A 13,440-nucleotide genomic window follows, 5' to 3' on the forward strand; every position below is an offset into this window, starting at 1 on the left:
ATTACTCTCCTTGCGGCGCGCTTTCAGGCGCTGGCGCGGCGGCAGGTGCTTCAGCCGGACGCTCTGCCGGAACGCCCGGCTGGGCCAGCAGGTTACGCACGCGCGTCTGCATGAGCTTCTCCAGAATCGGCTGGCTTTCCAGCTTGTCCGGCACGTTCATGGTGATGTTTTGCTGGCTCAGCTTGTCGATATCCTCAAGGAACGCGGTCGTGGTTGCGTCATTGGTATCGTAGTAAGCACGTACCCAGGTTGAAACGTTATCCAGCGCCTGTTTGTAGGTCTCTTCCTGGTGACGCGGTACGGCCTGGGCAGCCACCAGCAGGCGGGAGCGGATGTTTTCACGCAGATAGACGTCCTGGTTCGGCGCCAGCAGCGGCACGGCAGTTTCATCACGGCGGCGAATGGTAATAAAGCTGTCCATAAAGTTCTGCCAGCTCTTTTGCAGGTTGATACGCCATTCGCTCAGGGAGCTGGACAGCTCGGTGCCGTCAGAATCCATCGGGGAGTCATCGTCGTTGTTATCGGCCAACTGAAGGTTATCAATCTGGTTGGAGAGCTGATTTACCTTAAGGATGATACCATCGTAATCGACCTGAGAAACCGCGGACAGGCTGGCGATATCTTCCGTAATAGCGCGGCGAGCGTTGATGAGGCTCGGATCGTTCATGTCCGCCAGGCTTGCGTCGGCGCTTTTCAGCAGCGCGGCGGCGGTGGTGACATCCTGATCGCTCCAGAGCTTGCGCCCGGCCAGTTTCACCAGAAAATCGGCCTGTGAAAGTAGCCAGGTTTTGGCATCGGTTCCCGAAATTGTGGCGACTTTTTCCTGTACTTCGCTCAGCTGTTTGGTCAACTCTTCACGTTTGCTGTTCGCGTCGGCGAGGGCGGCAGCCTGCTGTTTGATCACGCCTTCCAGCTCAGCTTTTTGCGTCTCCTGCGCTTTCTGTAGGGCAGTGATTTGGTTAACCAGCGCGTCGCTGGTGGCCGTCTGGTTGGTGCCTTGTTTCTTCACCAGTCCGTAGAGTCCCACGCCTGCGGCCAGCGCAATCGCGATGGCAATCACGCTCAGCGTGAGGCTGGTTTTGTTGCTGCCGTTTTTCTTCTCAACGGTTGTGTCTGTCGTCTCTGGCTGTGACGTGGTGTCCACAGTCTCCCTGGTCTCTTCAACCACGGCGGAGGATTTTTCGTGTTCCGTCATTATGGCTTCCCATTTGAGAGTTATTGTAATGCGCGCAGCAGCGCATCGTTGTCGGCGTTTTCAGCGATCCGAATATCCTGCCAGCCCAGTTCCCGGGCGTGGTTCGCCAGACGCTCACTGACGACCAGAAGCCGACAGCGGAGTAACCAGTTTTCGCGATACCAAAGCGGAATCAGCGACCAAAGCTGTTGTAACATTTCACCGCTGGTGACCACCAGCGTATTAATACCGCGGGCGTGCCAGCGCATTGCTTCTTCCGCGCCATCATAGTGTTTCGCACAGCGCTGATAGCACTCCACAAACGTCACGTCTGCGCCGCGTTCGCGCAGCGTTTCGCCCAGCAGTTCGCGACCACCGTTGCCGCGCAAAATGAGCGCGCGCTTTCCGGCAATGGTTTGTAATTCAGGTAATTGTAGCAAGACTTCGCTGATTTCCCGATCTAACGGGTAACGAACATCGATTCCGCTCGCGGTATGTAAGGCCAGCGCCGTGGTGCGCCCGATGGCGAAATAGCGGGGGGCGTGAGGCCAGCTAACGGCATGCTGTTGCAGCTGCGCATGGGCAAACTCCACGGCATGCTGCGACAGCGCAAAGAGCAGATCGCCTTCCTGCAAGAGACGCATCTGGTCAGCGAGCTCAGGCAGCTCGCGACCGGGGGAGAATTCAATCAGCGGAAAACTCCAGGCCACCTGCCCCAGTGCGCGCAGACGGCTCACTAACTGCTCTCCTGCGGGAGAAGGGCGGGTGACAAGTATGCTCATGCAGGGGGCTCTCCGTTATAGACCTCAGCCAGAATTTCACGCGCGCCGTTATTCAGCAGCTCTTCCGCCAGCGATACGCCAAGCGCCTCGGCATCTTGCGGCTTGCCGCGACGTTCACCGCGAACCATCTGTGAGCCGTCCGGCGCGCCAACCAGCGCACGCAACCACAGCTCACCGTCAGTTAATTCAGCATAGCTGCCAATTGGCACCTGACAGCCTCCTTCGAGGCGAGTATTCATCGCGCGCTCGGCTTTTACGCGAACGGCGGTATCGTCATGATTCAGCGGCGCGAGCAGTGCCTGAGTGCGCGCATCAACCAGACGACACTCAATGCCGACGGCACCCTGGCCGACGGCGGGCAGCGACAGCTCCGGCGGCAACGCGACGCGAATGCGTTCTTCCAGCCCCAGGCGTTTCAGGCCCGCAACCGCAAGAATAATGGCATCGTAGTCGCCGTTATCCAGCTTGCCAAGGCGTGTGCCGACGTTCCCGCGCAGCGAACGGATCACCAGATCCGGGCGACGTTCAGCCAGCTGACACTGGCGGCGTAAACTTGACGTGCCGACCACGCTGCCTGCCGGCAACGCATCGAGCGAGTCATAGCGATTAGAGACAAACGCATCGCGCGGATCCTCGCGCTCGCAGATGGTCACCAGCCCCAGCCCTTCCGGGAACTCAACGGGCACATCCTTCATCGAATGCACGGCGATATCGGCGCGGTTTTCAAGCAATGCCAGCTCCAGCTCTTTGACAAACAGACCTTTTCCGCCCACTTTGGCCAGCGGCGTATCCAGAATGACATCGCCACGCGTGACCATTGGCACCAGCTCAACGCGTAATCCGGTGTGGCAGGCTTCCAGGCGCTGCTTAACATAATGTGCCTGCCAGAGTGCAAGAGGACTTTGGCGTGTGGCAATTCTCAAAACATTGTCTAACATGCTTGTTACCGTCATTATCAATCGCTAACCATCCTAACATTGTTGACACTCGGATGGCAGTTTTACGGTTGATGAAGAGTGAGAGGGACAGGGCGGCGTACTCGTCAGCCATCGCCGTATTCAGGAATTTACACGTCAAGAACGGTGCTACACTTGTATGTAGCGCATCTTTCTTTACGGTCAACCGGCAAGGTGTTAAATTGATCACGTTTTAGACCATTTTTTCGTCTGTACCACCAGAAAAGCAAAAGGCGTAAAAAGGGTAACGGTTATTTTTTGAAATACTGCGGGTCCGCTGCTTTTTGTGTTCTGACTGGCGTGCGACACCCGGAAACATCAGGCGATACGTCTTGTACCTCTATATTGAGACTCTGAAACAGAGACTGGATGCCATCAATCAATTGCGTGTGGATCGCGCGCTTGCTGCCATGGGCCCTGCTTTCCAGCAGGTATACAGTCTACTGCCAACATTGTTGCACTATCACCATCCGCTGATGCCGGGTTACCTTGATGGTAACGTTCCCCAGGGCATTTGCCTCTTCACGCCTGATGAAACCCAACAGCATTACCTGACTGAACTTGAACTCTACCGTGGTATGCCGCCGCAGGATTCGCCGAAAGGCGAGCTGCCGATTACCGGGGTTTACTCCATGGGCAGCACGTCATCGGTTGGGCAAAGTTGCTCTTCTGACCTGGATATCTGGGTCTGCCATCAGTCCTGGCTCGACAATGAAGAGCGCCAGCTGTTGCAGCGTAAATGCAGCCTGCTGGAGAGCTGGGCGGCGTCGCTCGGCGTGGAAGTGAGCTTCTTCCTGATTGATGAAAACCGTTTCCGCCATAACGAAAGCGGCAGTCTGGGTGGTGAAGACTGCGGCTCGACTCAGCACATCCTGTTGCTGGATGAGTTTTACCGTACTGCCGTTCGCCTGGCCGGGAAACGTATTCTGTGGAATATGGTGCCGTGCGATGAAGAAGAGAATTATGACGACTACGTCATGTCGCTTTACTCGCAGGGCGTTCTGACGCCAAACGAGTGGCTGGATCTGGGCGGCCTGAGCTCCCTGTCCGCCGAAGAGTACTTTGGCGCAAGCCTCTGGCAGCTTTATAAGAGCATTGATTCACCGTACAAAGCGGTGCTGAAAACCCTGCTGCTGGAAGCCTACTCCTGGGAATACCCCACGCCGCGCCTGCTGGCGAAAGATATTAAACAGCGTCTGCACGACGGGGAGATCGTCTCCTACGGGCTTGATGCCTACTGCATGATGCTGGAACGCGTCACCGAATACCTGACAGCCATTGATGACGCCACGCGTCTTGACCTGGTGCGTCGATGTTTCTATCTCAAAGTCTGTGAAAAACTGAGCCGCGAACGCGCCTGCGTGGGCTGGCGTCGTGAAGTCGTCAGCCAGTTAGTCAAAGAGTGGGGATGGGACGAAGAGCGTCTCGCCATGCTCGACAACCGCGCCAACTGGAAGATCGATCAGGTGCGTGAGGCGCACAACGAACTGCTTGATGCGATGATGCAGAGCTACCGCAACCTGATCCGCTTTGCCCGCCGTAACAACCTTAGCGTTTCTGCCAGCCCACAGGATATCGGGGTGCTGACCCGCAAACTGTACGCCGCGTTTGAAGCGTTGCCGGGCAAGGTAACGCTGGTTAACCCACAGATTTCGCCTGACCTGTCTGAACCGAATCTGACCTTTATCTACGTACCGCCGGGCCGCGCGAACCGCACCGGGTGGTATCTGTACAACCGTGCGCCAAGCATGGATTCGATCATCAGCCATCAGCCGCTGGAATATAACCGCTACCTGAACAAGCTGGTGGCCTGGGCCTGGTTTAACGGCCTTCTCACCTCACGTACCCGGTTGTTTATCAAAGGCAACGAGGTGGTCGATTTAGCCAAGTTGCAGGAGATGGTGGCGGATGTCTCGCACCACTTCCCGCTGCGTCTGCCTGCGCCGACGCCAAAAGCGCTCTACAGCCCGTGTGAGATTCGCCATCTGGCGATCATCGTCAACCTGGAATACGACCCGACGGCGGCCTTCCGCAATCAGGTCGTTCACTTTGACTTCCGCAAGCTGGACGTCTTTAGCTTTGGCGAGCAGCAAAACTGCCTGGTGGGCAGCGTGGATCTGCTGTACCGCAACTCGTGGAACGAAGTGCGTACCCTGCACTTTAACGGCGAGCAGGCGATGATCGAGGCGCTGAAAACGATCCTCGGCAAGATGCACCAGGACGCCGCGCCGCCGGACAGCGTGGAGGTGTTCTGCTACAGCCAGCACCTGCGCGGCCTGATTCGTACCCGCGTTCAGCAGCTGGTGTCTGAGTGCATCGAACTGCGTCTCTCCAGCACCCGACAGGAAACCGGGCGCTTTAAAGCGCTGCGCGTCTCCGGCCAGACCTGGGGGCTGTTCTTTGAGCGCCTGAACGTGTCGGTGCAGAAGCTGGAAAACGCCATTGAATTCTACGGCGCGATTTCACACAACAAACTGCATGGCCTGTCGGTTCAGGTGGAAACCAATCACGTTAAGCTGCCGCAGGTGGTGGATGGCTTTGCGAGTGAAGGGATTATTCAGTTCTTCTTCGAAGAGTCGGGCGATAACGCCGGGTTTAACATCTACATTCTGGATGAAACCAACCGTGCCGAGGTGTATCACCACTGCGAAGGCAGCAAAGAGGAGCTGGTGCGCGACGTCAGCCGCTTCTATTCGTCCTCGCACGATCGCTTTACCTACGGCTCAAGCTTTATCAACTTCAACCTGCCGCAGTTCTACCAGATTGTGAATGTGGATGGGCGAGCGCAGGTGATCCCGTTCCGTACGCAGGCGATTACCCCTGCGGCGCCCGCTAACCAGGAAACTGCGCCGCTGTTGCAGCAGTATTTTTCCTGAGGCTTTTCGCCGGGTGGCGCTATCGCTTACCCGGCCTACGGTTTGAGCCGCTGTTGCCGGGTAGCGCTGACGCTTACCCGGCCTACGGTTTGAGCCGCTGATGCCGGGTGGCGCTGACGCTTACCCGGCCTACGGTTTGAACCGCTGTTGCCGGGTGGCGCTGACGCTTACCCGGCCTACGGTTCGAGTCGTTGTAGGCCCGGTAAGGCGTAGCCGCCACCGGGCAACGCAACTACCTGAAACTCACGTCCTCGCCCGCCTGCGCCGTCGCCGCCTGCTCCAGCAGATCCCAGAACGTTTCGCCGCTGCGATCGCAGACCCACTCGTCACCTTTCAGATCAAAGTGATAGCCGCCCTGTTTCGCCGCCAGCCACACCTGGTGAAGCGGCTCCTGACGGTTAATAATAATCTTGCTGCCGTTTTCGAAGCTTAAGGTCAGGATCCCGCCGTTGATTTCACAATCGATATCGCTGTCGCCGTCCCAGTCGTCGATACGCTCTTCGATGGTCATCCACAGGGTATCGGCAAGGCGATGAAATTCACTGTCGTTCATGGTTTTATTCCTGTTTTTCGTGATGGCGGCAGTATAACGCTAAATAATTCCCGTTGCAGGAAAGCGGCAAACTCTTGCTTTTGTGTCTTCTCCTGCGATGATAGAAACAGATTTGAACTTACGGGCAACCTCTACATGAAAAACGTCTTCCGAACGCTTGTCGTTCTTGTCACTCTGTTTAGCCTGACCGGCTGTGGACTGAAGGGACCACTGTACTTCCCGCCAGAGGATAAAAACGCACCACCGCCGACAAAACCGGTGCAAAGTGGTATCGAGTCATCTACGCCGGATACCAACGATCGCGGCAATAACGGCGGCCCGACTCAGGTCAATCTCTGACAATTACGTTCTGTACCCGCGCAATGGAGCAAATGATGCAGTTCTCTAAAATGCATGGCCTTGGCAACGACTTTATGGTCGTCGACGCGGTAACGCAGAATGTCTTTTTCTCCCCGGAATTGATCCGTCGCCTGGCGGATCGACACATGGGCGTGGGGTTTGACCAGTTGCTGGTAGTGGAGCCGCCTTACGATCCTGACCTGGATTTTCACTACCGCATTTTTAACGCCGACGGCAGCGAAGTTTCCCAGTGCGGCAACGGCGCGCGCTGTTTTGCCCGCTTTGTTCGGCTGAAAGGGCTGACCAACAAGCGCGATATCCGCGTCAGCACCGCCAACGGCCGGATGGTGCTCAGCGTCACCGACGACGAACTGGTGCGCGTGAATATGGGCGAGCCAAACTTCGACCCCTCTGCCGTGCCGTTTCGCGCCAACAAAGCGGAAAAGACCTATATTATGCGTGCCGCCGAGCAGACAGTATTGTGCGGCGTCGTCTCGATGGGTAACCCGCACTGCGTGATTCAGGTGGATGATGTGCAAACCGCGGCGGTTGAAACGCTCGGCCCGGTGCTGGAAAGCCATGAGCGCTTCCCGGAGCGGGCGAACATCGGTTTCATGCAGGTGGTGAAGCGTGAACACATTCGCCTGCGGGTTTACGAGCGCGGCGCGGGCGAAACCCAGGCCTGCGGAAGCGGTGCCTGTGCGGCGGTGGCCGTCGGTATCTCACAGGGGTTACTGGCAGAAGAGGTTCGCGTGGAATTACCGGGCGGACGTCTTGATATCGCCTGGAAAGGAGCGGGTCATCCACTGTACATGACTGGCCCGGCGACACATGTTTATGACGGGTTTATCCATCTATGAAGCAACCAGGGGAAGAACTGCGGGAACCTGTATCAGAGCTGGACGACAGCGCTGTTGTGGATTACCTGCTGCACAATCCTGAGTTTTTTATCCGCAATGCACGCGTCGTCGAACGGATGCGCGTGCCGCATCCGGTTCGCGAGACCGTGTCGCTGGTTGAATGGCACATGGCGCGCTCGCGCAACCACATCAATCAGCTCGAAGAGAACATGACGCTGCTGATGGAGCAGGCCAGCAATAACGAAAGCCTGTTCTACCGTCTACTGCACCTTCAGGCGCGTCTGGCTTCCGCGCACAGTCTCGAAGAGTTCCTCAACCGCTTCCACCGCTGGGCGCGCGAGCTGGGGCTGGCAGGCGCGACGATCCGTCTCTTCCCTGACCGCTGGCGTATTGGCGCGCCGTCCGGGTTTACCCATCTGGCGCTGAGCCGTCAGGCGTTTGAGCCGCTGCGCATTCAGCGTCTGGGCCATGAGCACCACTATCTGGGGCCGCTTAACGGGCCAGAACTGCTGGTGGTGCTGCCGGAAGCCAAAGCTATCGGCTCGGTGGCGATGTCGCTGATGGGGCGCGATGGTGACCTGGGCGTGATGTTATTTACCAGCCGCGACGCGCATCATTATGAACAGGGGCAGGGTACGCAACTGTTGCAGGAGATCGCCCTGATGCTGCCTGAGCTGCTGGAGCGCTGGATTGAGCGCGTATGACGGACGGATTGCTCGCCACTGACGTCACCCGTTTTCTGCGCTATCTGGGCGTGGAACGCCAGCTCAGTCCTATTACGCTGCTCAACTATCAGCGTCAGCTTGATGCCATCATGCAGATTGCCGATGAAATCGGCCTGAAAAGCTGGCAACAATGTGACGCCGCCACGGTACGCGGGTTCGTCGTGCGTAGCCGTAAAAAAAATCTCAGCCCGGCGAGCCTGGCGCTCCGGCTCTCTGCCCTGCGCAGTTTCTTCGACTGGCTGGTCAGTCAGGGCGGTCTGAAAGCCAACCCGGCGAAAGGGATCGCCACGCCGAAAGCGCCGCGTCATCTGCCGAAAAATATCGACGTCGACGACGTAAACCGCCTGCTGGATATCGATCTTAACGATCCGCTGGCCGTGCGCGACCGCGCGATGCTGGAGGTGATGTACGGTGCGGGCCTGCGTCTCTCTGAGCTGGTGAACCTGGACTTAAAGCACCTCGATCTGGAATCCGGCGAGGTGTGGGTGATGGGCAAGGGCAGCAAAGAGCGCCGCCTGCCGATTGGCCGCAACGCGGTCTCCTGGATTGAGCACTGGCTGGACCTTCGCGGGCTGTTTGGCGCCGACGAAGATGCGCTGTTCCTGTCGAAACTCGGCAAGCGGATCTCGGCGCGTAACGTGCAGAAGCGCTTTGCGGAGTGGGGCATTAAGCAGGGGCTGAACAGCCACGTTCACCCCCACAAGCTGCGCCACTCCTTTGCGACGCACATGCTGGAATCAAGCGGCGACCTGCGCGGCGTACAGGAGCTGCTTGGTCACGCGAATCTGTCGACCACCCAAATCTATACCCACTTAGACTTCCAACACCTTGCCTCGGTGTATGACGCGGCGCATCCACGCGCCAAACGGGGGAAATAATGCGTTTTTACCGCCCACTCGGTCAGATATCAGCCCTGACGTTTGACCTTGATGACACTCTTTACGATAACCGCCCGGTGATCCTGCGTACCGAGCAGGAGTCGCTGGCGTTTGTGCAGAACTACCATCCTGCGCTGAAAGCGATGCAGAACAAAGACTTCCAGAAGCTGCGTCAGTCCCTGCGGGAAACCGAACCGGAGATTTACCACGACGTGACCGAATGGCGCCGCCGTGCGGTTGAGCAGGCGATGCTCAATGCCGGCCTGAGCGCGCAGGACGCGGCCACGGGTGCCGAAGCGGCCATGGAAAACTTCGCCAAATGGCGCAGTCGGATCGACGTGCCGCAGGAGACCCACGACACGCTGGCGAAGCTCGCCGAAAAGTGGCCGCTGGTGGCCATCACCAACGGCAATGCTCAGCCTGAACTGTTTGGTCTGGGGAACTATTTTCAGTTCGTGCTGCGCGCGGGCCCGCACGGACGCTCGAAGCCGTTCAACGATATGTATCATCTGGCAGCGGAAAAACTGGATTTGCCGCTCGGTGAGATCCTGCACGTGGGCGACGACCTGACCACGGACGTCGCCGGGGCGATCCGCTGCGGCATGCAGGCCTGCTGGATCAAGCCGGAAAATGCCGATCTGATGACTACCCCGGATAGCCGTCTTCTGCCGCACGTGGAAATTTCACGGTTGGCATCCCTCACGACGCTGATATAATCATCAATTGTTCTGTATAAATTAACAGGGTTTTGGCGAATGGAAACATTTGCCTGCCCGACATGACGTGACGGTGCCAATGGACGTTTCTTACCTGCTCGACAGCCTTAATGATAAACAGCGTGACGCGGTTGCCGCCTCGCGTACGAACCTGCTGGTACTGGCTGGAGCGGGCAGTGGTAAGACGCGCGTGCTGGTTCACCGTATCGCCTGGCTACAGAGCGTGGAGAACTGCTCGCCGTACTCGATTATGGCCGTGACGTTCACCAACAAGGCGGCGGCGGAGATGCGCCACCGTATCGCGCAGCTGATGGGCACCAGCCAGGGCGGCATGTGGGTTGGCACCTTCCACGGCCTGGCGCACCGTCTGCTGCGCGCGCACCATATGGACGCTAACCTGCCGCAGGATTTCCAGATCCTCGACAGCGAAGATCAGCTGCGCTTGCTGAAACGCCTGATCAAGGCGATGAACCTCGATGAGAAGCAGTGGCCGCCGCGTCAGGCGATGTGGTACATCAACGGTCAGAAAGACGAAGGGCTGCGTCCGCATCATATCCAGAGCTTCGGTAACCCGGTCGAGCAGACCTGGCAGAACGTCTACAAGGCCTATCAGGAAGCGTGCGATCGCGCCGGTCTGGTGGATTTCGCCGAGTTGCTGCTGCGCGCCCACGAGCTGTGGCTGAACAAACCGCATATCCTGCAACACTACCGTGAACGCTTTACCAACATCCTGGTGGACGAATTCCAGGATACCAACAACATCCAGTACGCCTGGATCCGCCTGCTGGCCGGGGATACCGGCAAGGTGATGATCGTAGGCGATGACGACCAGTCTATCTACGGCTGGCGCGGCGCGCAGGTGGAGAACATCCAGCGCTTCCTCAACGATTTCCCCGGCGCGCAAACCATCCGTCTGGAGCAGAACTACCGTTCTACCAGCAACATTCTGAGCGCGGCCAACGCCCTGATTGAGAACAACAACGGGCGCCTGGGTAAAAAGCTGTGGACCGATGGCGTCGACGGCGAACCGATTTCGATTTACTGCGCCTTCAACGAGCTCGACGAAGCCCGCTTCGTGGTGAACCGCATTAAAACCTGGCAGGAGAACGGCGGCGCGCTGGAGCAGTGTGCCATTCTCTATCGCAGCAACGCCCAGTCGCGCGTGCTGGAAGAGGCGCTGTTGCAGGTGAGCATGCCGTACCGCATTTATGGCGGTATGCGCTTCTTCGAACGTCAGGAGATCAAAGATGCGCTCTCGTATTTGCGTCTGATTGCCAACCGTAACGACGATGCGGCGTTTGAGCGCGTGGTGAACACGCCGACGCGCGGCATCGGCGATCGTACGCTGGACGTGGTGCGCCAGGCCTCGCGCGATCGTCAGCTTACGCTGTGGCAGGCGTGCCGCGAGCTCTTACAGGAAAAAGCCCTCGCCGGACGCGCCGCCAGCGCATTGCAGCGCTTCCTGGAGTTAATCGACGCGCTGGCGCAGGAAACCGCCGACATGCCGCTGCACGTCCAGACCGACCGGGTGATCAAAGATTCCGGCTTGCGCACCATGTACGAGCAGGAAAAAGGCGAGAAGGGCCAGACCCGTATTGAGAACTTAGAGGAACTGGTGACGGCAACGCGCCAGTTCAGCTACAACGAAGAAGACGAAGACCTGATGCCGTTGCAGGCATTCCTCTCTCACGCTGCGCTGGAAGCGGGGGAAGGGCAGGCGGATACCTGGCAGGATGCGGTTCAGCTGATGACCCTGCACTCCGCGAAAGGTCTGGAGTTCCCGCAGGTGTTCATCGTCGGGATGGAAGAGGGGATGTTCCCGAGCCAGATGTCGCTGGATGAAGGCGGTCGTCTGGAAGAGGAGCGTCGTCTGGCCTACGTGGGCGTGACCCGTGCGATGCAGAAACTGACCCTGACCTACGCGGAAACCCGCCGCCTGTACGGGAAAGAGGTGTATCACCGTCCGTCGCGCTTTATCGGCGAGCTGCCGGAAGAGTGCGTGGAAGAGGTGCGCCTGCGCGCCAGCATCAGCCGTCCGGTCAGCCATCAGCGTATGGGCTCGCCGATCTCTGAAACCGACACCGGTTACAAGCTGGGCCAGCGCGTGCGCCACTCGAAGTTTGGCGAAGGCACCATCGTCAACCTGGAAGGCAGCGGCGAGCACAGCCGTTTGCAGGTAGCGTTCCAGGGGCAGGGGATCAAATGGCTGGTGGCAGCCTATGCCAAGCTGGAAAGTGTGTAACTTTCAGAAAAATATCACTATTTTGTAATAATCTGCTAGCCTTATACGTTGAAGGTCAATTAATGCCCTTCAGCGTTCCGTTGCGTGTTGACGCCACAGTTATTGCTGGCGTAACATGCGCGCACGATTACGCTAAGAGGACATTCGCCTTGGACACACCCAGTAGATACTGGCTCAATTCCCTGTCATCCAGGAACAACTCCTAAGGCTATCTCCTCTTGCTGATGGCCTTAGTGGTTGTCAGCGACTGCATCATTCCCGTCGCGCTGAGTCAGGCTGTTTAATGGTCTGAAACCCAATTTGTTTCTGTGTGCCCACCGAACTGTCCGATATTTTTTGCATTGGGAGTCCCGGTCATGTTGAGCGCATTTCAACTCGAAAATAACCGACTGACTCGGCTTGAAGCCGAAGAGTCACAGCCCCTCATTGATGCCGTATGGGTGGATCTGGTCGAGCCGGACGACGATGAGCGCCTTCGCGTACAATCTGAACTGGGGCAAAGCCTGGCGACACGCCCGGAACTGGAAGACATCGAAGCATCCGCCCGTTTTTTTGAAGACGAAGACGGCCTGCACATTCACTCCTTCTTCTTTTTCGAAGATGCCGAAGACCACGCGGGGAACTCCACCGTGGCGTTTACCATCCGCGATGGCCGCCTTTTCACCCTGCGCGAGCGCGAACTGCCTGCGTTTCGTCTCTACCGTATGCGCGCCCGCAGCCAGGCGATGATGGACGGCAACGCCTATGAGCTGCTGCTGGATCTGTTCGAAACCAAAATCGAACAGCTGGCGGATGAAATCGAAAACATCTACAGCGACCTGGAAAAGTTGAGCCGCGTGATCATGGAAGGCCATCAGGGCGATGAGTACGACGAAGCGTTGTCCACGCTGGCAGAGCTGGAAGATATCGGCTGGAAGGTGCGTTTGTGTCTGATGGATACCCAGCGCGCGCTGAACTTCCTGGTGCGCAAGGCACGTCTGCCGGGCGGTCAGCTGGAGCAGGCGCGTGAGATCTTACGCGATATCGAATCCCTGCTGCCGCACAACGAATCCCTGTTCCAGAAGGTCAACTTCCTGATGCAGGCGGCGATGGGCTTTATCAACATCGAGCAGAACCGCATCATCAAGATCTTCTCGGTGGTGTCCGTGGTGTTCCTGCCGCCGACGCTGGTGGCGTCCAGCTACGGGATGAACTTCGAGTTTATGCCGGAGCTGAAGTGGAGCTTTGGCTACCCGGGGGCGATTATCTTTATGATCCTCGCCGGGCTGGCGCCGTATCTGTACTTCAAGCGGAAGAACTGGCTGTAAAAATCTGGCGGGTGGCGCTGCGCTTACCCGCC

Annotated in this window: 13 protein-coding genes; 9 read left to right on the forward strand and 4 right to left on the reverse strand. The window is 57.9% G+C overall.

All coding sequences use genetic code 11. The annotated features are described in order from the left end of the window. Position 1: 1 nt before the first annotated feature. Genes hemX through hemC form a run of 3 tightly spaced genes read right to left on the reverse strand, consistent with a single transcriptional unit; the run spans position 2 to position 2,894 of the window. Positions 2-1,195, reverse strand: coding sequence for a uroporphyrinogen-III C-methyltransferase (gene hemX, locus LOC22_RS11735; RefSeq protein ID WP_015570012.1), 1,194 nt, complete (start codon positions 1,193-1,195; stop codon positions 2-4). 20 nt (positions 1,196-1,215) lie between these two features. Continuing rightward, on the reverse strand, positions 1,216-1,956 hold the full coding sequence (gene hemD / locus LOC22_RS11740; protein WP_017383593.1) for a uroporphyrinogen-III synthase: 741 nt from the start codon (positions 1,954-1,956) through the stop codon (positions 1,216-1,218). Next, positions 1,953-2,894 carry a hydroxymethylbilane synthase gene (hemC, locus tag LOC22_RS11745; RefSeq protein WP_017383592.1) on the reverse strand — a complete coding sequence of 314 codons (942 nt, stop codon included), beginning with the start codon at positions 2,892-2,894 and terminating at the stop codon, positions 1,953-1,955. Before hemC ends, hemD begins: the two co-directional genes overlap by 4 nt. A 350-nt stretch (positions 2,895-3,244) precedes the next feature. Here hemC and cyaA point away from each other — a divergent pair, with 350 nt between their 5' ends. Then, entirely contained in the window at positions 3,245-5,788 is a 2,544-nt protein-coding gene (gene cyaA / locus LOC22_RS11750) for a class I adenylate cyclase (RefSeq protein WP_045349547.1), read from the forward strand. A gap of 232 nt (positions 5,789-6,020) precedes the next feature. Here cyaA and cyaY read toward each other — a convergent pair whose 3' ends face one another. After that, positions 6,021-6,341 carry an iron donor protein CyaY gene (cyaY, locus tag LOC22_RS11755; protein ID WP_003860816.1) on the reverse strand — a complete coding sequence of 107 codons (321 nt, stop codon included), beginning with the start codon at positions 6,339-6,341 and terminating at the stop codon, positions 6,021-6,023. 135 nt (positions 6,342-6,476) lie between these two features. Here cyaY and lptM point away from each other — a divergent pair, with 135 nt between their 5' ends. From lptM to corA, 8 genes are all read left to right on the forward strand, one after another. Beyond that, positions 6,477-6,680, forward strand: coding sequence for an LPS translocon maturation chaperone LptM (lptM, locus tag LOC22_RS11760; RefSeq protein WP_003860815.1), 204 nt, complete (start codon positions 6,477-6,479; stop codon positions 6,678-6,680). 35 nt (positions 6,681-6,715) lie between these two features. Further along, the gene (dapF, locus tag LOC22_RS11765; protein ID WP_023295730.1) at positions 6,716-7,540 is read left to right on the forward strand and encodes a diaminopimelate epimerase; all 825 of its coding nucleotides are present in this window, start codon (positions 6,716-6,718) and stop codon (positions 7,538-7,540) included. Continuing rightward, positions 7,537-8,244: a DUF484 domain-containing protein gene (locus LOC22_RS11770; protein ID WP_015570007.1), complete on the forward strand. Its 708-nt coding sequence runs from the start codon at positions 7,537-7,539 to the stop codon at positions 8,242-8,244. Before dapF ends, LOC22_RS11770 begins: the two co-directional genes overlap by 4 nt. Further along, the gene (xerC, locus tag LOC22_RS11775) at positions 8,241-9,143 is read left to right on the forward strand and encodes a tyrosine recombinase XerC (protein WP_022650173.1); all 903 of its coding nucleotides are present in this window, start codon (positions 8,241-8,243) and stop codon (positions 9,141-9,143) included. Before LOC22_RS11770 ends, xerC begins: the two co-directional genes overlap by 4 nt. Next, the gene (gene yigB, locus LOC22_RS11780; RefSeq protein WP_015570005.1) at positions 9,143-9,859 is read left to right on the forward strand and encodes a 5-amino-6-(5-phospho-D-ribitylamino)uracil phosphatase YigB; all 717 of its coding nucleotides are present in this window, start codon (positions 9,143-9,145) and stop codon (positions 9,857-9,859) included. The genes xerC and yigB overlap by 1 nt, the downstream gene beginning before the upstream one ends. Positions 9,860-9,938: 79 nt before the next feature. Next, complete coding sequence (uvrD, locus tag LOC22_RS11785) at positions 9,939-12,101, forward strand: DNA helicase II (RefSeq protein ID WP_017383586.1); 2,163 nt, start codon at positions 9,939-9,941, stop codon at positions 12,099-12,101. A 149-nt stretch (positions 12,102-12,250) separates the two neighbouring features. Beyond that, positions 12,251-12,307 carry a YsgD/CorL family protein gene (ysgD, locus tag LOC22_RS11790; protein WP_212743980.1) on the forward strand — a complete coding sequence of 19 codons (57 nt, stop codon included), beginning with the start codon at positions 12,251-12,253 and terminating at the stop codon, positions 12,305-12,307. Between the two features lie 150 nt (positions 12,308-12,457). After that, positions 12,458-13,408 (forward strand): magnesium/cobalt transporter CorA, encoded by a 951-nt coding sequence (gene corA, locus LOC22_RS11795; RefSeq protein ID WP_003860807.1) that lies wholly within the window; start codon positions 12,458-12,460, stop codon positions 13,406-13,408. The last annotated feature ends 32 nt before the right edge of the window (positions 13,409-13,440 follow it).

Source organism: Enterobacter sp. AN-K1 (genome assembly GCF_020971765.1).
In the GTDB taxonomy this organism is placed as follows: domain Bacteria; phylum Pseudomonadota; class Gammaproteobacteria; order Enterobacterales; family Enterobacteriaceae; genus Enterobacter; species Enterobacter hormaechei_C.

Bases quoted from the DNA above. Each gene is read 5' to 3' on its own strand.
- uvrD (WP_017383586.1), top strand. From the start codon at position 9,939: ATGGACGTTTCTTACCTGCTCGACAGCCTTAATGATAAACAGCGTGAC.
- hemX (WP_015570012.1), bottom strand. From the start codon at position 1,195: ATGACGGAACACGAAAAATCCTCCGCCGTGGTTGAAGAGACCAGGGAG.
- dapF (WP_023295730.1), top strand. From the start codon at position 6,716: ATGCAGTTCTCTAAAATGCATGGCCTTGGCAACGACTTTATGGTCGTC.
- lptM (WP_003860815.1), top strand. From the start codon at position 6,477: ATGAAAAACGTCTTCCGAACGCTTGTCGTTCTTGTCACTCTGTTTAGC.
- xerC (WP_022650173.1), top strand. From the start codon at position 8,241: ATGACGGACGGATTGCTCGCCACTGACGTCACCCGTTTTCTGCGCTAT.
- hemD (WP_017383593.1), bottom strand. From the start codon at position 1,956: ATGAGCATACTTGTCACCCGCCCTTCTCCCGCAGGAGAGCAGTTAGTG.
- corA (WP_003860807.1), top strand. From the start codon at position 12,458: ATGTTGAGCGCATTTCAACTCGAAAATAACCGACTGACTCGGCTTGAA.
- cyaY (WP_003860816.1), bottom strand. From the start codon at position 6,341: ATGAACGACAGTGAATTTCATCGCCTTGCCGATACCCTGTGGATGACC.
- yigB (WP_015570005.1), top strand. From the start codon at position 9,143: ATGCGTTTTTACCGCCCACTCGGTCAGATATCAGCCCTGACGTTTGAC.
- hemC (WP_017383592.1), bottom strand. From the start codon at position 2,894: ATGTTAGACAATGTTTTGAGAATTGCCACACGCCAAAGTCCTCTTGCA.
- LOC22_RS11770 (WP_015570007.1), top strand. From the start codon at position 7,537: ATGAAGCAACCAGGGGAAGAACTGCGGGAACCTGTATCAGAGCTGGAC.